The sequence below is a fragment of the Sphingomonas sp. PP-F2F-A104-K0414 genome (assembly GCF_004340945.1).
Lineage (GTDB): Bacteria > Pseudomonadota > Alphaproteobacteria > Sphingomonadales > Sphingomonadaceae > Sphingomonas.
Map to the genome: position 1 here is coordinate 471539 of NZ_SLYD01000005.1, position 19996 is coordinate 491534.

The window sequence follows — 19996 nt, forward strand, 5'->3', positions numbered from 1 at the left end:
ATCTAGGGTTATTACAACCGTTTTGATACTATCGAGCGTGGAGATCATTTTATTCACCAATATGATTTTAGAAGAGGGCTCATTTTGAATTAAGTTACACGTCTCTAGAGATCTTGCTGTTGCCATTAGGCGTCACCCCCACGGGAAGGGGCAGCAACACGGCATAGCAGCCGCCCGTCCCTCAAAAATGAGGTGGCCGCGTGTATGGCTGTTATCATGGATCAGCAGAGTATCGCGCCACTCGAACAACACCGAGATATGATTCCGTACTCGGGGGTCGGAGCGCATTATGCCGCGCTGGAACGAAAGCGCGGTCGCCGTCGAACGAGATAAAGGAAAGCCCATTTGACGCCCGCCACTGAGCGGCGCAGTTTTACCTTGCCCGGTTATCGGGCAGGAGAATGCCAGATGCGTAAACTGCTGTTCGCTGCCGCCTCACTGTCGCTGCTCGTCGGGGCACCCTCAATGGCTGCGCCGTGCAAGGACGCTAAGGGGCGCTTCACCAAATGCCCAAAGGCACCCGCCAAGACGATCCGATGCAAGAGCGCGAATGGCAAGTTCGCGAAGTGTGGCACGGCCGGCGCCAAGCCAGTCTGAAGCTAGACGAGCGCGGGCGATCACACCCGCGCTCGCAGGGTCAGTTCTTGACCGGCGCAGTGACGATCATCGGTGCGCTCGCCGGAACGACCGCAACCGAGACGTCTTCGTCGATAAAAGCAGTCACCGGTGCCCCAAGCGGGACTTCGGCGCTGGTGCCGGTCATGAAGAAGCCTGCTACGGGGAGCAGTGCTACTGCGCCGACAACACCTGCTGTGCCCGTGGTCCCCTTGTCGTCGATCGACCCGCTCATGCGGATCTGCCGGCCATTCGCACGCACGTACAGGACGCGGCCGTTGATGCGGCCGGACTTGCCCCACATGCCCTTGTTACGGACTTCGGTGATCTCGCCGGTCGCAGGGCTACCTGCTGGAATCACGACGTTGCCGTCGACCGTAACAGCCTCCGCGGTCTCCATCTGAAAGCGTTGACCGACCTTGAGCTTCTTGCCTTTCGTAGTCAGCCCTTCGGCCATCTTCAGCGGAACCGAGGTTCCGGCACGAAGCGTTCCGGACGTGGTAGCCGCGGTCGCGATTGGACCGGTCTGCGCCTGAACCGCAGGCACAGCGAAAGTAATCGCGCACGCAAGCGCGCCAATTGTAAATTTCATAAGATAACCCCTCCTGATTCGGCCTCCCCAGGCCGGTGTTCGAAGCCTGTCGCGCAAGTCTTTCAGGGTCAACGATAAATACGCGTTCAAAATGGACGCAAATAGGATCCCGGATCGGCATAAGAACGCTTTGTGCGGCTTACTCGAGCCAAGGGCGTTGTTAACAATAGTGCCGACGGAAACAATCGAGCGCGGTTACCGACCAAACTCCCACAGCATTACCGGCTCGATCGTTGGTTGCGTACCGTGCCGAGGCCCCCCGCGCTCGAACGACGAGCGCGCCGCGCCCGAGGCGTCAGCAGCTATCGCCCGCTTGTCATCGAGCAAGACAATCCGGCGCCCGTCGAGCCAGACCGCCAGCCCCTGAAAGTCCCAATCGTCAAGCGGCCCCACCCCGAACAGGTCGCCAGCCGTCCACCCGAGCGCGAGGGCCTTAGCGGCCCACCGATCCCGCGCGATCGTCATGGCGTCCGCAACCACACCTTGCCAGTTAGCGGCGCGCTCCAGCTTGCGAGGGGGAGACAACCGCTCCAGCCGGCGCAGAGCGTTCGCCAGGTAATCGGGTAGCCCGAAGTTCTCGACAGTCGGGCAAGGAGAGGGCGCGACACCCTCCGCCATCACCGTCGCCGCGACTTCACGCCAACCCATCATGCACCATCGGATTGACGAGGTAATCCTTGCGCGGCTTGCCCGCCGTATCCCCGGCGCGCTCCCCGACGCCGCGAAGCCACCCCGCTTCCACCAGGGCTTCAGTCGCCGCCTCGACATCGGCCGCGATCTTCAACGTTGCGATACCGCTTTCCCGGCGCACGTCGCGCAGGTTGATGCGTTGCGTCTTCGTCTTCAGGATATGACGGGCCAGAGCCGCCGCGTTACGCTCGCTCAGAGGTAAGGCGGCGTCACCGAACACACGGACCGCAGACGGCTTGGCATAGTCGTCAATGAAGCCCAACACCGCCGTAAGCGTTTCAGCACTGATGCAAGCAGGCTCGCGCCGATCGCTTGCCGCCCAGCCGATAAGCTCGACCACCAGCGCCAGCCGCAGGACCATACCGCGCAGCTTGCCGAGGAACCCTTTATACAGTCCCGCCGCCTCACGGATCACCGCATCGTTGTCCCGGATCCACTCTTCGAAGATTGCGCCCGCTGCGTCGTTGAGCATGAGGACTACGGCCGATGCCTTCCCTTCCTCGTCGCGAGCGGGCTGGAGCCCGAGCAACCGCCGATAGACCCGTTCGAGCAATGCTACGTCGGCAACGCCAGTCGGGCGTTGGTAGCGGATCGGATCGGGCCACGCCCACAGGAAGCGAGCGACTAGGCCGTCGTCGGCGGACTTGAGCAGGCATTGGGATAGCTTCTCGGGCTGGATCCCCCCAAGCACCGTGACGCCGTTAAACTCAATGAACAGCGGGGCCTTGAGGCTCTTGCGGTCGACAGTGAAATGGCGACCGCCGAACGCCTCTAGCCAAAACTCCCGGCCTCCAGGCGAATAGCGCTCGAAACTCATAAGCCACCCGGCCAACTCGTCGCGCAAATGCAAGATGCCGTTGGGGTTGCCCGACAGTATCTCCATCACCGCCTCTGGCGTGCCGTCCTGCACGGTGAGGCGCGGCCTCTGGGGCTCGTCCGGCTCGACCGCTGCGTCTGGCATCGACGGGGTTGCCACACCTTCCTTGGTCGCCGTCTTAACGTCGGCAAGCCACGCAGCCTTCTCAGCCTTCGAGCGCTCAGCGGTTGTCTGCCACCCGATCAACCCAGCCTTGAACTGCTCCGCTAGTTCCTTCTCCATGCCCTTGAGCGGCCCCGTAGCGGCATCAATCGCGGGCGACTTGTTCGAGGACGGATCACCAACCGGCGCAATCCATAACACGCACGGTTCACGCCACTGGGGCGCGGTCGCGAACGGCTGCACCGACCGCTTGGCACCGATCAGCGAGGCCGCAACGGCGATAATACTTACGGCCACGTACTCAGCGGGCGCACCCGCACCCGCCGCCAGATCGCGCACAAGCGGCCAGAGGTCGCCGAACATTCCAGTCGGCATACCGGGCGGAGCCGTGCGGCCACCGGCCAGCACCGTCATATCCGGCTTTGACCAGACCGGAGCCGACTGCGACCCGCGCCCCATATAGTCCGAGGCATCCTCGAACACTTCCGCGGCGTCGAACCGCGCAGCTAGACCGGCGTTCATGAGCTCACCCCCATCAACTCGGCGTTGAAGTCCACGAAGGGCGGCGTCGGGCGCATGATGCGTACCGACAGACCCGAGGCTGTGTAAGCTGCGGCCGCTTTCTGCGCCGCCACCTCCCCCGGTGCGTTGCCGTCCGCCCCGATCACGACCGAGCGCACGACCGACGGGAAGATCATGGCGGGCATCATCGACGTACCAGCCGCGACCCAGACCGATCTGCCAAGGCCCTGGGCCAACGTCAGTCCATCTTCCAAACCCTCGCAGATGAGAATGCTCGCCGACGGTGGTCCGAGCTGGACGGAACCGCCGATGACGTTGCCGAGGCTGTATTTCACCTTGGGCTTACGATCGGTGTCGGTTGGCTTCGTCGCTGCCTTGCGCCCGCCCTCGGTCAAATAGGTGCGTTGCAGCGCGACAAGATCCCCGACCGCGTCCGTGACGATCGCGACCAGCGCAGGCAACAGACCCGGGCCATTCGCTTCCAGCAGGCCGTTCCCCTTTATCTGGGGAGGGGCGAGACGAGCGAACCGCAGCGTATGCGGTAAACCCATCGTGATACCACGCCGGCGCAAGTAGGTAGCGGCGGGCGTCCCCTCGATCGGCACCGAGGCGGCAACGATCCGCTGCGCCACCGGGCGCATGTCCTGCTTAGGCTTGGCGGGTGCACGCTGCTGCTCCAGCTCGCGCAGCGCGCCACCGTCTAGCATCCCGATCGCGGCTCGAGTCTTCACGTTGTACGCGCGCATAACGAAGTCGATTACATCGCCCTGCAACCCGCATCCGAAACACTGAAACCGCCGATCGTCCGCGTAGATTGTGAACGAAGGTGACTTGTCCGGGTGGAACGGGCAGCACCCTTTCCACTCCCGGCCAGCGCGCGAGAGCTTCACGCCTGCCTTGCTCGCCACCCCCGACACAGGGAAGCGGTCGCGGACGTGCTGCACGGTCGCGGCAAAAGCCGCGTTGTCCATATGGGTGGTCATGGACGCGGCTCCCTCGTGTCGTTTTGAGGATCGAACTTGCGCGGCGGTTTGCCCGTCTCACCGAAAACAAGGCGCAGACCTTCAGCTTCCGCCGCCGCCAACGCGAGCGCACATGCTGGCTTGAAGGGCCGAGCCGTGGCGATCCGGCTGGCGAACGTCAGCTTTCCGTCAACCAGCTTACGGCGAACGACGCACCAGTTTGACCGGTCGACCTGTTGCAAGACGACGCACAGGTTGCGCCTGTCGGGGGCGCTCATGCCTGCGCCTCCCGTCGGTCATGGTGGCAAGCGCGCCATACGATCGCGTTACGGCCGGACTCGTTCTTGCGGCGCAGGCCGGTGTCGCGGATTGCGCCGCGGTCCTTCAGCGCCGTGAAGCGAGGTTGCAGGCTATACCGCCGATAGTCGGCACGCGCGCAGGTCTCGTCGACCGTGAGGCCAGAGCCGGTCCACTGGGGCCATGTTGCCGCCAATCCCGAAGCGATCAGGTCGCGAGCGAGCGAACCTCCCGCAGTCGAGGATCGCTATGGATGCCGCGGCGGAGCGGACCATGTCCAGCACTCAGGTCACGAAACAGCGACCACGACCAAGGTTGCATTGTCACCTCCATCGCGTTGCAGGGCGTTTGCGAGGAACCGGTCGGCACTGTCGCTTATCGAGTCCGGCATGGTGACGAAATCGCGGGGGTCGACCGACCGGGACACGCCGTCGGAGCACAGCAACAAGCGATCGCCTGGTTCCAGCGCGACCCGCACGCTGTCAACGATGACCGTCGGCGCAACACCGAGCGCGCGCGTCACGACATTCGCCTGCGGATGCCGCTCCGCCGCGGCCGCGCTCAGTACGCCTGCATCGATCATCTCCTGCACGACGCTATGGTCCCGCGTCAGTTGCTCGGCGCGTCCGCCGCGAATGCGATAGGCGCGACTGTCGCCAGCCCAGCAGATCACCGCGGTCGGTCCCATGGTCAGCGCGACCACCACCGTCGCACCGCTGGTCGCGTCGGCGCTGCCGTCTTGATGAATCGCGCGGTTGGCGCGTGCGAGCGCGTCGCGCAAACGGGCATCGTCGATCGGTCGAGGATCGTCCGCCAGCGCATCGAGCACCTGGACGACGGTCGTCGCTGCCGCTGCTCCTCCGCTATGTCCGCCCATACCGTCGGCAACCGCCCAGAGGCCCCGGTCGGCACGGTCGAGGAGCCGATCCTCGTTAACCGCCCGCACGCGCCCAACGTGCGTCCGCCCCTCCGATCGAAAACCGGCGGGACAGACCCTGCCCGGGACCATACGCACCTTGCGGCGCAGCAGACCGCCGAGATTCATACGCTGTCACGCGCCATCGCAGAGTCGGTGGCGTCGTAGGCCACCGCGAAGGCGCGATCGAGCGACCCCGGCGCGGCCTCCGCGATCTGTCGCGTCAAATCGGCGTGACGCTCAGCCACCTCCGCCATCTGCAAGCCCGCACGGCTCTTCAGCATCGTAACGCGGTCTGCCACCGCTGCGTCGAGCACCGCAGGCGCAAAACTTCCGATCGCCGCGCGAAGGCTGCCCTGCAAGCCCGCAAAGGTTGCGACGAGATGCCGCTTCACATCGCGAAACGAGGCCTTGAGCGCTGCGGGTCCCGATAAGAACCCCGTCGACTCCGCGAGCAGCAGGTCTATCGCCAGTCGCTGCGTCGGTGCCCATTTGAACGGATTATTGTCCGCGCCGCTGATGGTCGTACGGGTCAGCTGATAGCGCCCGCGCGCATGGTCGCGCTCGGCCATCAGATCACCAATGCCCAGCACCATCTGTCGATACACCGCCCCCGCCCGTCGCATGATCTCGGTCGGCTCCTCGGCAGACAACAGCGAACAGTCGAGCCCGGCGCCTTCGCAGAACGCCTCGAGCAGCGATCCCTCGCCGGCAACGTGCGGCGTGCTGGCATCGACCCAGTCGCTTGGCACATCGACGGAAGAGCCGAGCGGCGGCGTCAGCACCATGGTCAGCGCGCCATCGACCTCGATGTCGCCGTGCGGTGCATGCGTGGCGACCATCTTGAACCGCCCAAGCCGGAGCGCGCTCGGCACCGGCAGCAGCACGTCGATCGCCTGCGGAAAACGCTCGCCCGTATCGGCGTCGAACACCCCGTTCGCCCCCAGCGCGCGCAGCGTCAGGCCATCGCGATCGACGCTCAGTTCGCAATGCGCGCGCGACAAGGCACAATCGGGATCGGCAATCGGCCAGTCGGCATCGGCATCCCGCCCTATCGTCAACAGGCCCTCCCTGATCAGCCGCACGTCGAGGGGCTGGATCACGTCGTCGGTGTCGAATAGCTGCAACATGTACATAGAGACGATCCTCAGGCAGCCAGACGGGGAGACGGCGCCACACGCGTGGCACGCATGGCGCTGTCGGCCTGCGCGCCCGTGCCAGCCAGATGCGGTTCGACCGCGGCGGCGGCACGGTTGAAGGCATCGAACGCCGCGCCGAATTCGTCGCGGCGGCGATGCGAGATGCGCAGGCCAAAATCGGACTTTGCGGCTTCGTCGAGCGCTTTCCGCAATCGTGCCAATGGCCGCGCGACCATCGCGCCGCTGAGATAGCCGATCACCAGCACAACGCCCATGATGACAAGCGACAGCACCATCAGCAGCATTCTTGCATTGTCGATCGCCGCGTCGAGCGCGGCGCGGCGTAGCACCAGATCGACCGTGCCGAACCGGGCACCGGCATAGCGGATCGGTCGGACGAAACGCAGCCCGGCACCCGTTCCACGATCCGGTGCGGCCGTGACGCCCGCATCCCCGCTGATCGCGGCCTCGCCCGCGGGCGCGCGATAGCGTGTACCGATCAGCTTGACGTTCTCGGCGGCGCGCACGATCCCGCCAGTATCCGCGACCACCAGGTCGCGGATCTCCTGATCGCGCGACGCCGATGCGACGAACGCCTGCAGCGCGGTCCAGTCCTGCTGCTCGGGCGCCAGGCCTGCATTGTCGGCCGCCAACACCGCGGTGTTGCTGGTAACGAAGGCGGCAATCGAGCCGCCCGAAACAATCGCCATATTTTCAAGCGTTCGCTGTTCGCGCGCGAGAATCGACGACACGCTCGCGACCAGTGCGATCGCCGTAACGGTGACGAGCGCCAGCGGCAGCTTGATCTTCAACGGCAGGCCACGCCGCCCCGTCGACGCTTCGCCGGTTGCCGCAATCTCGCGGGTCAGTGCCTGATACACCGCGTCGCCATCGGCAAAACGCTGATCGGGTTTCTTCGCGAGCAACTTGTCGATGACGAACCGCAGGCCAGGTGGGCAATCGGCAACCGAGCGTGCGATCGGCTCGACGCGTTCCTGTGAGATTTGAATGGCAAGCGTCGCCAGCCCCATGCCCGGGAAAGCGACTTTGCCCGTCACCATCTCGTACAGCACCACACCGAGCGAGAAGAGGTCGGAGCGTCGATCGACCGGGATGCCAAGCGCCTGCTCGGGACTCATATACCGCGGCGTACCGATCATCTGCCCGACCTGCGTCCGCGCGAGCCGGCCCTCCGCTCCCGACACGTCGATCTCGCCGATCCGCGCGACACCGAAATCGAGCAGCTTTGCGGTGCGGCCGTCCGCCGACAATAGGATGTTCGATGGCTTGACGTCGCGGTGAACGACCCCTGCCTTATGTGCATAATCGAGTGCCGAGGCGAGTTGCTGCCCCAGTGCCAGCACCCGCTCATAGGGCAGACGACCCTGCTCTTGGAGAAGCGTGTCGAGCGGTTGTCCCTCGATCAACTCCATGGCGATATAGGCGACGCCCTGCGCTTCGCCGACATCGTAGATCGTGGCGATGTTCGGATGGTTCAGGGCGCCTGCCGCGCGCGCTTCGCGCAGAAAGCGTTCGCCGAGTTCAGGATCGCGGCCATAGTCGGGTTTCAGCACCTTGATCGCGACGGTCCGGCCGATCCCCGGATCAAAGGCACGATAGACATCCGCCATCGCGCCCTCGCCCAGCCGTCCGTCAATCCGGTAGCGTCCCAGCATCTCGGTCATCATTTGCGCGCCTTGACGGTAGCAGCGATCCGCTCGGCGCGCGCGAGGTCGCGCGAGATCACCGGGTTCCGCGGATCGAGCGCGGCGGCGCGGTGCAGCAGACCTACCGCACGGGCGACATTGCCTGCGTTGAGCGCCGCGAGCCCCGCCACGCGTGCCTGCCGTGCCGCGCCCGGATTAACCACCACGGGGGACGGTTTGGCGACCGATACAGGCTTCGGTGCGGCGGACCTAGCTTTCGATGCAGCAGGCGTCGCGGACCGTGGTTCGACCCGCTTGGGCATTTGGGCGCGTGGCAGCACGCCCGGAATGCGCAACGTCTGTCCGGCGGTAAGGTCGGCGGGCTTGGCAATCCCATTGTAGCGCGCCAGCTGATACGACTTCAGGCGGTTGCCCAGGAAACGCTGTGCCAGCCCCGACATCGTGTCGCCTGCCTGCGTGACATAGGCGAAGCTCGTCGGCCCAAGCAGCGCCTTAGGGTCCTCATCGATCGAGGCGCGCAGCACTTGGGCCGACGGGTTCATCGGATCGTTCTTCAGTATTGCGGCAATGCGCTTCTTCGCAGAGCCCACCTCGCCCAGATCGAGCAGAGACAGGATCGTTTCGATCTCGTTCGCCGGTGTGGGTGCTGCGATCGGCGCGAGCTGCGGCCCGGCCTTGGGTCCATGCGAACAGGCCGCTATCGCCAGAGTCAGTATCAGCGCTCCAACGCGTGTCGTGGTGCGGAAGGAGGGAGTCATGCGGTAAGCCTTTCGGTGATCCGACTTTGGATACGCGGTTGGATGGCCAGCAACTTGGCGAGACCGGTGGTGTCGCGCGCAAACGCGACGAAATCCGCGCCGGTTAGCGGTGGCGAGAAATAATAGCCCTGGAAATGGCTGCACCCGTGCCGCAACAGCCATTCATACTCGGCACGCCGTTCGACCCCTTCGGCAAGGACGCGGATACCGAGCCCTCGGCCCAGCGCGACGATGCTTTGGCAGATCGCCTGGCTATCGCGTCGCGTGTCGACGTTCGTCACGAACTCGCGGTCGATCTTGATCTTGTCGAACGCAAGCGTCCGCAACGTACTGAAGCTCGAATAGCCTGTACCGAAATCGTCGATGGCAATCCGCACGCCGGTCTTTCGCAGCGCATCGAACAGCCGCGCCGCACGCGTCCCGTCACTCATCGCAACGCTTTCGGTCAGTTCGATTTCCAGCGCCTCTGCGCCCAGCGAATGTCGCGCCAACGTCCGCGCGACGAGCGCGGCCATGTCGTCACGATCGAGTTGGTGGCCCGACACGTTTACCGCGACGCGCAGCGAGCTTAGCGCCTGTGCCTGCCATGCCCGCGCTTCGCGTGCGGCGGCGTTCAGCGTCCACATGCCAATTTCATGGGCTAGACCCATCGCCTCCATCACCGGGACAAAGCGCGATGGCGGTATCTGGCCGCGTGTCGGATGAAACCAGCGGATCAGCGATTCTGCGCCTGCGACCCGGCCCTCGCCCGCGTCGATCAGCGGCTGATAGCGCATTTCGAACTCGCCGCGCGTCACCGCCTGACGCAGATCCTGTTCGAGCGCATAGCGCTCTCGCGCTACCGAGACCGGATCGACGGCAGGCTCGACGACCGCGGCGGTCGTACCCGGTTGCAATGCCAGCGACGCCAGCGTTCGCGATAACAACGCTTGCGATTGACCGTTTGCTGGCATCGTCGCCTGCCGGATACGAACCTCGGGTAGAATCTCGCGATCACCATCGATCACGACGCCGCTTAAGGCATAACCGAGTACGTCGAGTTCGGTCCGTGCGGCCTCCTCGGCCACTTCCGCCCCGAACCAGATTGCGAGGCTAGCGCGATCGACATGCGCAACCAGCCGGTCGGCGGGCAACATGCGGGTCAGGCGATCGACGACCGCGAGCAAGACGCGTTCGCCGAGTGCCGGATCGAACGCACATAGTCGATCGAAATCCATGAGCCCGACGACACCGAGTACGCCGTGTCCGTCCGCGTTCATCCGGCAGATCAAGGGCTCGCGGGTGGGCAATCCGGTCACGCCATGCCGGTGCTCGGTCCGATGCCCAACTGCGTGCAGCTTATCGGCGATCGTCGCGAGACTTCGGGTTACGCGCGCATCTAGCGAGCCCCCATCGCTCGTTTCCGCCAGGTCACCGAGCCGTTGCGCCAGCCGCGCAGACCAGCTCCAATGCGCAAAGAGGCGATCCAGGACAAGGATCGCGGCACCACCGAGAATCACACCCACGGGAGCGAGACCGGCACGAAGCGTCCAGCAAACAAGGCTGACAATCGCCACGCATGCGAACCCGAATCGCCAGAGCGAGGGTCGCTGAAAAGTCACGGACATTGCCATAACGGTTTGAATAACGACCAGAATGATACGGTTCGGTTAATCCAGGATGATTTATGGCAAGGCCATCGCATCGATCCTCGGACCATCGTTAGGGATTTCTACGCCGACGTGATCGTCTCCGGCCGCCCGTCCAATTCGAGACGTCGCGTGGCCCCGACTGTCAGTATAGATCCTGGGGAAAGCCACGAACCAAGTTCGCCCATTGCGATCGGCAGAAGCCATGCATTCAGCCACGCTGCGGAATGAGCATCGACCACCTCGACCGGTCCAATCAAGGTCTGAGCGCAGACTCCGTTCAGGGAAGTGAAGTTTGTTTGCCCACCTGAGAGAGTGCCGTCGCTGAGGGGGCGGCGAACGCCGGAAACGCTAGCTGCGCGGCGATCTGTACGCATACTGAATTTTGCGAACGGTGCGTGTAGCGCAGACACAACAAAGCCCCGCTTTGTGGGCGGGGCTATTGTAGAAGATGGTTGCGGGGACATGCAGCCACCTTAACTTGCTGGTTCTCAGTCGCTGGCGCACAGCCTAGCGGCGCCCATGAGCGTTCGACGTAAAAGACGCTATAAAGTCCACGCCCTCGTGCCGACATGAGGTAACGATGCGAGTTCAGTTTGGCATCGACGACAGGCTGCTCAGCCCATGCTGAGGGTCCATCCGGAAGATAATGCTCGACGCCCGGACGCAGGCCGAGCTAGAAAATTCCCGTACGGGGACGGACCGCTGCCGCTGCGGGACAGGCTGGATTTGGTCGCCGCATCGGCGCGCGAGATGATCCGCCCCTCGGTCTATGGCCAGGCGATCATCATCCTCGTCTACGCCCCGCTGCTGACGTTCACCGGCGTCGAGGGCAAGATGTTCGAACCGATGGCATTGACCGTCATCATCGCACTGGTCTTCGCCTTCGTCCTGTCGATGACGTTCGTGCCGGCCGCGATCGCGATAGCGCTGAGCAGGCCGGTCGACGAGACGGAGAGCCGCAGCGCGTCGGTCGCCTGCCACGTGTCGCTGATGTCGAGCTGGACGGTGTTCGTGACGTATTCGTTGTAGAAATTGGTCTTGAACGGGTTGGTGTAGAATTGCTGGAACTCGCTTGGCGCGACGCCCTTTTGCAGGCCGTAGAGATACGAACCCTGATCGAAGGCATTGCGTTCGTACCAGATCCCACCCTCGATCTTGTGGTCGCCGGCGGCGAACTTGAGCCGCGAGATCACCCCTTTCCGGTTGATCGCGTAGCGGAGCGCGGACACCGAGACGGGCGAGCCGCCGAACGCCGCGGGCGTCGCGTCGTAGGGGCTCGCATAGGTGCCGATCCCCTTGTCGAGATGGATGTAGCCGGTCGTGAAACCGCTCAGCCGGGCCCCGAGCGCATAGTCGAGCTTCTCGTACGCCAGCAGATCGCGCCGTACGCCGCCGCCCTGGTAGATCGTGTCGTCGGCGGCCGCGAACGGTGCCGGCGGGGTGCCGCCGTTCTGGACGATCGTGGCGAGTTGCTCGGCCAGCGCGAAATCGCGGATGTTGTCGAACCTGTACAGGCGCACCCGTCCGCCAATACACCCGGCTATTGGTATTGAGGTCGAGCGCTATGCCGGGCGTCACCGCGACCGCCATCCGCTGACCGACCCGGGTCTCGGCCATATCGCGCGCCGCAGCGCGGTAGGCGATACCCCCGCCAACTGCTGCGACACCGACGATCGAGCCGGCAGCACGCAGGAGCTGGCGCCGGTTCGGCCGCGCCATGGTTTTCGACGCAGGCTGCGCTTCAGGCGAAGCCCTCGCCTCGCCCCGTGTGCCGCGCAGTCCGTCGAGATCGCGCCAAGTCCCGGCGACCTCGGCAAAGGCCACGGCATGGCGGATATCGGAGTCCCGCCACGCCTCGAATGCCGCGACATCCGCCGATCCCGCGTCGAGCGCGGCCAGCCAGCCGGCAGCCTCGTCGGTCAGGTCGGCATGACGCTGCGGAATGTCGGAACGGCCTGGCACGCTTCCTCCGCCTGCGCTTCGCTATCGCGCCGGGCTCTCGTGATGAGCGCCAGCCCCTTAGCGATATGCTTTTCCACGGTCGAGACCGATATGCAAAGCGCTTCGGCGATGGCGCCCGGCGGCATCCCCTCGACCTTCCGCATGCGCAGGACGCGCGAGCATTGCGCAGGCAGCGCGTCGATCAGGTCGAGCAGGCGCTGCAACTCGGATCGCCCCGACGCCACCGCAAACGCATCGGGCGCCGGGTCCGCGACACCCAGGAGATCGAGCGACGCGAACGCGTCGATCCGCACCACGTTCGCGCGACGCAATCGTTCGAGCGCCAGATTGTGCACGATCGTCAAAACGAAGCCGCGTGGCGTGACGATCGCGCGGTAATCTGGCGTCTTCAGGACCCGCGCATAGGCATCCTGGACCAGATCCTCGGCATTGTCGCGGCCGCACAGATACGCCGCCTTCGCACGATAGGCCGGCGCATGCGGCAGCACCTCGGCGAGAAACCAGCGGTCGATGTCACGCAGCCAGCTCAACACATGCTCCAAAAGCCATGCTGAGCCGCCTAGCCCGGTATTCTTACACGACGGGGACAGTGTCATTGAAACGTGGCATTCGAACGCAGCCCTCTGCTAATGCCCTGCGGCTGTATGCTCGCCCCCCGTAAAACGACCCAGTAGCAGACATCGAAACGGTCCGAAGCTCATCCAGACTTCGGACGTGCGTTCAGCTTTGGGCCCACCAACGGAAGCAGCGCGACTTTAGGCTCCCGCCGCTCGATCGGCAGGTTCACCTTGGAAGTACCTTTGAGCAGACGAGCCTAATTTTCCCAGCTTGAGAGCCAAGTCCAGCCAGCTTTCCGGTCAGCGACATTTGTCGATAGCACCGCCTTTCAGGTAGCCGCTCATTCTTCGGGTAGCCCCTCGATTTTAAATCATACCGTCGATTAAAATAGCGTGCTTAACCTTTGTAGTGCAGTACGTTGGAGCTGTTCGCCGATGCAGCGCTTTCCTCGAATATTGGTGTTTGGGGAGCTCACGTGTCCAATCTCGATTTTGCACCTCCTGCGGCAAATGCCGCTGATCTTACCAGCTGCGATCGAGAGCAAATCCAGCACATCAATTCGATCCAGTCATTTGGATTTCTGCTGGGCATATCAGGCGACTGGACGATTTCGCACGTATCCGCGAACGTCGATCATTTTCTCGGTCTGCCCCTAAATTCAGTGCTCGGTGCCCGATTGCAGGACGTCATCCGGCACGAAGCGGTCCACGCTATCCGCAACCGGTTGTCGATCTTGATCTCGCCGGACGGCGTCGAGCGATGCTTTAGCGTTCAGCTTCTAGACGGCGGTCGATGCTATGATCTCGCGGTCCACCTATCTCAGGACCTGATCATCGTCGAGGCCGAGCCCAGCGCTACACCGATCGATCTGAACGCCGGGGCAATGGTCCGCTCGATGCTCGCGCGCATCAAGGCGAAGGCCGATTTTCTTCCCGAAGCGGCGCGGCTCATGCAGGCCCTGACCGGTTTTGATCGCGTGATGATCTATCGGTTCCATCCAGACGGATCGGGCGAAGTGGTGGCAGAGCGCGCACGCAGCGGGCTCGAGCCATTCCTGGGACTGCGCTATCCCGCCAGCGATATTCCGAAACAGGCGCGCGCGTTGCTGGTGCGCAATCCCGTCCGGATCCTGGTCGAGGTCGACGCCGAACCCAGTCCGATCTTTGCCCTGGATGGTGCTGCAACGGGACCGATCGACCTGTCCATGAGCACGCTGCGCACGCATTCCGCGATGCACGTCGAATTTCTACAGAACATGGGCGTGGGCGCGACGATGACCGTGTCGCTAGTGCGCGACGGAGCGCTATGGGGACTGATCTCGTGTCACCATCGCGGCCGGCGCCACGTCGGGTTCGAGCAGCGGACTACTGCCGAACTCTTTGGCGAAGTCCTGTCGCTGCTGATCGAAAAGCGCGAGCGCGCCGAGATCGAATCTTATGAAGTGCACACGCGAGATCTTCGCCGGCAGTTGATCGCAGCAGTGGTCGAGCGCGGAGCAACGAAGCGTACCGTCGCGCATCTCGCAGCCGATGTAGCTAACCTCATCCCGTGTGACGGGTTCGCGATCTATGTCGATGGGGTGGTGACCTTGAAAGGCGACACGCCTACCGTTCCGGAGTGTGAGAACCTGCGTCCTTTCCTGGACGAACACGCTGCCGATCGGATATTTGCCACCGCGGAACTGGGACGCATGTATCCGCCGGCACGAGATTTCGTCGACCGCGGGGCCGGGATCCTCGTCCTTCCCATCTCTCGCATAACAAAGGATTATCTGGTCTTTTTCCGGCACGAGACGGCGCATGCCGTCACATGGGCCGGCCGCCCAGACAAACTGCACGAAGTCGGTCCGGACGGACCGCGCATATCGCCCCGCAAGAGCTTTACCGCATGGCGCGAGATCGTCCGCGGCAAGTCGATGATCTGGACGACGGCCGAACTTGCGGCTGCGGAGATGATGCGCGTTACCCTGCTCGAGATCGTCCTGCAAAATGCGGGCATGTCGGCAACGGAAGGTCGGGCGACGACCCAGAAGCAGGAATTGCTTATAGCAGAACTCAACCACCGCGTTCGCAACATCCTCGGGCTGATCCGTGGTCTGGTGGCGCAAAGCCGGCTCAGTGCGCAGGACGTCGATACCTTCACCTCGGTACTGGGCGACCGCATTCATGCGTTGGCGCGTGCCCATGACCAGATTACCGCCAAGAACTGGGGGCCAGGCTCGCTAGCGGCGCTGATCGCGACCGAGGCAGGCGCGTTCCTCGGCGACGACGCCGCACGAATATCATTCGACGGACCTCCGACGCTGCTGCAGCCGCAAGCCTTCTCGACCGTCGCGCTCGTCATTCACGAACTCATGACCAACGCTGCCAAGCACGGCGCACTTGCCTGTGCCAAGGGCAATGTCACGATCGCCTGGAATCTCCTGCCAGAGGGCGATCTCGTCCTCCGTTGGACCGAAAATGGCGGCAACGATGTCGCGGCGCCAACGAGGCGCGGTTTTGGATCGACGATTATCGAGCGGTCGATCCCACACGAACTTGGCGGGGAAGCGAGCCTCGACTACGCGACGCCCGGACTGCGCGCGCGTTTCGTCGTCCCTGCGACTCTCATCCGGGAGGGCGACGATACGCCACCTACCGTACCCATCAGCGTGCGAGAGAAGGTCGCGCAGTCCTGGATCACGGGCGTCGCGCTGCTGGTTGAGGACAACATCATCATCGCCCTTGAGGCGGAACAGCTATTGATCGACTTGGGCGCCCAGAGCGTGCTGGTGGCGAGCACCGTGGAGGAGGCTTTGCGCCTGTTGGAATCGGAAACCCCGGGCTTCGCGCTTCTCGACATCAACCTTGGCACCGAGACGAGTTGGCCGATTGCCGAACGCTTGCGTCAACTCGACGTCCCCTTCATTTTTGCGTCCGGTTATGGCGACGCGATCGATTTCCCCATTGAGCACCGTCAAGTCCCGGTCGCGACCAAGCCGTATTCGAAAACATCGATCGGTGCGCTGATGTCTGCAAGCGATTGATATCGGCAATGCGATAGCCGAACCAATTGTAGAAACGACAGGCAATCGCTCCGACCCATAGTCGGCCATTCACGCCCCTTCCCACGCTTCCCAACTCCAGGCATCAAATCATTCGGCTGATCGCCATTTCTCGGCGGTCCGGATCGCATGTCTTCACAGCTTGAAGCGTGCTGGAAAGCAGATAGCCGGCTTAGATTTCAACAATCAGTCGAACTCAAGGTCCTTGGTCCGAGCAGCGTAGGGCGGACAGTACAGCCCGTGCGCCTCGGTAGATTTTGCAACTACCGATCCTGCATTTATCACGCACCCCTCTCGTACAATGACGCCCGGATAAAGCGTGACGTTGGCGCCTATCCAGCAGCCACGTTCGATGAGAACGGGTCGGAGTCGATCTCCGTCGACGCCTCGCCGCCAGACTGAGCGCGTGATGTGGTGGGTCAGCGAGATGATCGTGCACCGGTAGCTGATTCGCACCGCTTCGCCGATCTCGACGCCACCGCCGGCGTCGATCAGTCCTTCCGGGCCGACGAACACACCCTTGCGCAGCGTCAGACGATGCGGATCGATGACCGTACAGCTCGGATCGATAAACGCGCCTTCTTCCATCGTGATGAGGCGCAGCATGTCTTCGGTCAGCACGGGCGTCTTTTCTCAGTTCTGCAATCCGCCGTCCGTCGTCGAGACGTCCCCCGCGGTCAACTCCCAAGCGTCTCAGTACCGGACCTTCGCCCCCGCGTAGAAATACCGACCGACCGGCGAGATCGGCACGTTGGTCTCGAAACCGATATCGGGCTTCTGGTCGGCGAGGTTGTTGACGCCGCCGTAGAACGAGAACCGCGCGTCGACCGCGACCTCGGCCTGCACGTCGTGCTGCCACAGCTCCTTGTACCGGAAATAGCGCGGATCGACGAGGCTGGGGTTCGCGTCGGTATCGGCCTTGGCGAAACGACGGACGCCGTCCTGCCAGCGCAGATTGTAGCTCAGGGTCAGCGCCCCCGCGGTCCAGCTCGGCGAGAAGGTGAAGGTATATTTCGGGCGGAACGGCTGGTCGACATTGTCCTCGGTAGTGGCGCCGGGCGTGGCGACCTGTTCGAGCTTGTCGAGATAGCCGCCTATCAACCGGATATCGAACGCCCCCATTCGCGCCGTCCGGAAACGATAGGCGATGTTGAGTTCGGCGCCGGCGGTGCGGAACGCCGCGACGTTCTGCGGCTGGACGACATAGCCGTTGATGAACCCAGTGCCGCGCTCACGGCTGATCGCGTTGCAATAGGCGTTGTCGAGCGTCGGCTGGTCGACGCACAGCGACGCGATCGTGTTCGCATCGGGCGTGTTGATCGCGTCGCGCAACCGGATATCGTACCAGTCGAGCCCGATCGACAGCCCCGAGATTGGCCGCACCACGACCCCCGCCGTCCAGGTGCGAGCGACTTCGGCGCGCAGGTCCGGATTGCCCTGCTGCGTGCCGGGAATGAAGATCGTGGCGTTCGGGTTGTTCTGCGCGGTGAAGGTGGCGGGATTGCCCCCTGCCCCGGTGATCAGCGTCTGGCAGTTCGCGGTGCGGAACTGCGTGCCGAGCGTGCGGTTGCCGAGGTAGCAGGGATCGGAGAAGAAGTTGCTGCTGCCGGTCTGCGGGCGGAAGATCTCGCCGATGTTGGGCGCGCGGACCGAGCGGCCGTAGGAGCCGCGGAAGCTGATCTCGCGGATCGGCGCGTAGATGCCGTTGAACTGATAGGCTCGGGTCGAGCCGACCGTCGAATAGTCCGAATAGCGTCCGGCGGCACCGATCGAGAGCAGGCTGGCGAACGGCACGTCCTTCAGAAGCGGCGCGTTCAGCTCGCCGAATGCTTCCCAGACATCGAAATGGCCGCTCGACGGGGTCGGCAGGATGTATTCGTCAAACTGGTAGAAAAGATTGTCGGTGATCGCCTGCGCCGGACGGAAGCTGCTAGACTCGCGGCGATATTCGCCACCGACAGCAAATGCGACCGGGCCGCCGGGCAGTGTAAAAAACTGTCCGAAGTCGCCGTTCAGCGAGGCGTTAGCGACGTGCTGAGTCAGTCGCGCATTGCTGGCCGGGTTGCTAAGGAAATAGCCGAACGAGGCCGGGTTCACGGTGTTGCCGCCGAACGTGTTGACCGGGACGCAGCCGGCCGCGCGGGCCTCGGCCGAACGGCAGACGATCGTTCCCCCCGGCGCGCGCACCGCATCGAGCGCGTTCAGGAAGCGATCGTTCAGGCGGTCGTTGAGCTTGGTCGCGCGGACGTCGGTCTGGCCATAGGTATAGGACACGTCGTAGCTGGCATGCTCCGAGATGCGGCCGGTGACGTCGATGACGCCGCGATATGTGCGTCGGCGGTCTTCCTCGCCACGCCGCGGGATGTCGAAATTGTTGCGGTTGACGTCGACCGAGCCAAGTCCGGCGGCGGTCGCCGCGGCGAGGATGCTGGTCGGGATGTAGGGGTTGTCGAGCGCGATGGTCGCCGGATAATTGCCGCCATAACCGCCGAAGCTTGTCACGGTCGACTGGACGAACTTGCCCTCCAGGCTGATCTTGAACGCGTCCGACGCGTCGTAGTGCGTCAGCGCGTTGACCGCATGGCGGCGGGTGCGCGGGAAGATATCGCCGATATAGCCCGCGACCGGCGTGTCGTCGCCGCCGACCGAGTAGCCGTCGTTCTGCAGGAATCGGCCGGGCGTGTAGAGCGCGCCGTCGCCGCGGAATGTCTGGTCGCCGATATACACGATGCCCTGGTTCGAGCTGTACGGATAGCGCAGGTCGCCGACCGGTCCGATCTTGTAGCTGCCGGCGCGCGTCGGGTCGTAATTGTCGAGGTTGACGAAATACTGGCGGTCGCCCTGGGCGAGATACCGGCGGTCGTCGTTCGCGAGCGGCTGGTCGGCATTATACTCATAGGCAAGCGTCAGGTTGCCGCGACCGTCGGCGAAGTTGCGGCCTGCGATCAGCGAGGCGAAGCGGTTGGCGGCGTCGCCGCGCTCGGAGATGCCGAACTGGCTGCGGGCGGCGACGCCGTCGAAATCGCGCTTCAGGACGAAATTGACGACGCCAGAGACGCCGTCCGCACCATACACCGCGGACGCCGCGCCGGTGAGCACGTCGACGCGCTCGATCAGGTCGGTCGGGATCGCGTTGATGTCCACGGCAGCGGTGTCGGGCTGGCCGGCGACATGGCGGCGGCCATTGACGAGCACCAGCGTCCGGTTGGGCCCCAGACCGCGCAGGTCGAGCAGGTTGAGCCCGACCTGCCCGAAGCTGCCGTCGGCCTGGGAATTGCCGGCTGTCCGCGTGCTGTCGCGCGAGTTGGTGAGCGCCGGCACGCGCTGGAGGAAGGTGGTGACGTTGGTGTTGCCCGACTTCTGGAGGTCGGCGGCGCTGAAGGAGACGATCGGGTTGGGCGCCTCGTAGTCCGGGCGCGCAATGCGTGACCCGGTGACGACGATCTCACTTGCCGGATCCGGGGCCGGATCGACGGCGGCGGGCGCGGGCGTATCGGAGGTCGGCGTACTGGTAGTCTGAGGGATGACCTGCGCTTGAGCAGAAGTCGCGACAAGCAGGGCGACGCCAGACAGCAGATGACGGCGGCGAAGGATACGCATGACTTCTCTCCCTGTTCGCCGGCGTTGGCCCCCGCCGGCGTTCGTTGCACTCGGCTTAGGCGCAT

At 63.9% G+C, this 19996-nt stretch carries 16 protein-coding genes and 1 pseudogene; 3 read left to right on the forward strand and 14 right to left on the reverse strand.

Going from position 1 to position 19996, the window contains the following annotated elements:
• Positions 1-408 precede the first annotated feature (408 nt).
• Positions 409-597 carry a hypothetical protein gene (locus tag C8J46_RS14740; RefSeq protein WP_132740625.1) on the forward strand — a complete coding sequence of 63 codons (189 nt, stop codon included), beginning with the start codon at positions 409-411 and terminating at the stop codon, positions 595-597.
• A gap of 40 nt (positions 598-637) precedes the next feature.
• Here the strand turns inward: C8J46_RS14740 and C8J46_RS14745 are convergent, their stop codons facing one another.
• From C8J46_RS14745 to C8J46_RS14795, 11 genes are all read right to left on the reverse strand, one after another.
• Positions 638-1207, reverse strand: coding sequence for a hypothetical protein (locus C8J46_RS14745; RefSeq protein ID WP_207894184.1), 570 nt, complete (start codon positions 1205-1207; stop codon positions 638-640).
• Between the two features lie 195 nt (positions 1208-1402).
• Positions 1403-1858, reverse strand: a complete 456-nt coding sequence (locus C8J46_RS14750; RefSeq protein ID WP_132740628.1) for a hypothetical protein — start codon at positions 1856-1858, stop codon at positions 1403-1405.
• Complete coding sequence (locus C8J46_RS14755) at positions 1842-3239, reverse strand: DUF3987 domain-containing protein (RefSeq protein ID WP_243643409.1); 1398 nt, start codon at positions 3237-3239, stop codon at positions 1842-1844. The genes C8J46_RS14750 and C8J46_RS14755 overlap by 17 nt, the downstream gene beginning before the upstream one ends.
• 155 nt (positions 3240-3394) lie before the next feature.
• Positions 3395-4381: a CHC2 zinc finger domain-containing protein gene (locus tag C8J46_RS14760; RefSeq protein WP_243643410.1), complete on the reverse strand. Its 987-nt coding sequence runs from the start codon at positions 4379-4381 to the stop codon at positions 3395-3397.
• A complete protein-coding gene (locus C8J46_RS14765; protein ID WP_132740631.1) occupies positions 4378-4638 on the reverse strand; it encodes a hypothetical protein in 261 nt (86 codons plus the stop codon). Before C8J46_RS14765 ends, C8J46_RS14760 begins: the two co-directional genes overlap by 4 nt.
• Entirely contained in the window at positions 4635-4853 is a 219-nt protein-coding gene (locus C8J46_RS14770) for a hypothetical protein (RefSeq protein ID WP_132740634.1), read from the reverse strand. The genes C8J46_RS14765 and C8J46_RS14770 overlap by 4 nt, the downstream gene beginning before the upstream one ends.
• A 93-nt stretch (positions 4854-4946) precedes the next feature.
• Positions 4947-5603 carry a protein phosphatase 2C domain-containing protein gene (locus C8J46_RS14775; RefSeq protein ID WP_243643411.1) on the reverse strand — a complete coding sequence of 219 codons (657 nt, stop codon included), beginning with the start codon at positions 5601-5603 and terminating at the stop codon, positions 4947-4949.
• Positions 5604-5698: 95 nt separating this feature from the next.
• Entirely contained in the window at positions 5699-6709 is a 1011-nt protein-coding gene (locus C8J46_RS14780; RefSeq protein WP_132740637.1) for a type VI secretion system-associated FHA domain protein, read from the reverse strand.
• Positions 6710-6720: 11 nt separating this feature from the next.
• On the reverse strand, positions 6721-8397 hold the full coding sequence (locus C8J46_RS14785; RefSeq protein WP_243643412.1) for a serine/threonine-protein kinase: 1677 nt from the start codon (positions 8395-8397) through the stop codon (positions 6721-6723).
• Positions 8397-9137 (reverse strand): LysM peptidoglycan-binding domain-containing protein, encoded by a 741-nt coding sequence (locus C8J46_RS14790; RefSeq protein ID WP_132740640.1) that lies wholly within the window; start codon positions 9135-9137, stop codon positions 8397-8399. Before C8J46_RS14790 ends, C8J46_RS14785 begins: the two co-directional genes overlap by 1 nt.
• Positions 9134-10642 (reverse strand): EAL domain-containing protein, encoded by a 1509-nt coding sequence (locus C8J46_RS14795; protein ID WP_165886562.1) that lies wholly within the window; start codon positions 10640-10642, stop codon positions 9134-9136. The genes C8J46_RS14790 and C8J46_RS14795 overlap by 4 nt, the downstream gene beginning before the upstream one ends.
• 828 nt (positions 10643-11470) lie before the next feature.
• On the opposite strand from C8J46_RS14795, the pseudogene C8J46_RS21225 reads away from it, so the two are divergent.
• Positions 11471-11728 (forward strand): annotated as a pseudogene (locus C8J46_RS21225) (efflux RND transporter permease subunit); the annotation flags it as partial.
• 959 nt (positions 11729-12687) lie between these two features.
• On the opposite strand, the gene C8J46_RS14815 reads toward C8J46_RS21225, so the two are convergent.
• Positions 12688-13260, reverse strand: a complete 573-nt coding sequence (locus tag C8J46_RS14815; RefSeq protein WP_132740646.1) for an RNA polymerase sigma factor — start codon at positions 13258-13260, stop codon at positions 12688-12690.
• Between the two features lie 446 nt (positions 13261-13706).
• On the opposite strand from C8J46_RS14815, the gene C8J46_RS14820 reads away from it, so the two are divergent.
• The gene (locus C8J46_RS14820) at positions 13707-16313 is read left to right on the forward strand and encodes an HWE histidine kinase domain-containing protein (protein WP_132740649.1); all 2607 of its coding nucleotides are present in this window, start codon (positions 13707-13709) and stop codon (positions 16311-16313) included.
• Positions 16314-16517: 204 nt separating this feature from the next.
• Here the strand turns inward: C8J46_RS14820 and C8J46_RS14825 are convergent, their stop codons facing one another.
• Entirely contained in the window at positions 16518-16952 is a 435-nt protein-coding gene (locus tag C8J46_RS14825) for an acyltransferase (protein WP_207894186.1), read from the reverse strand.
• 72 nt (positions 16953-17024) lie between these two features.
• Entirely contained in the window at positions 17025-19931 is a 2907-nt protein-coding gene (locus C8J46_RS14830) for a TonB-dependent receptor (RefSeq protein WP_132740652.1), read from the reverse strand.
• Positions 19932-19996 lie beyond the last annotated feature (65 nt).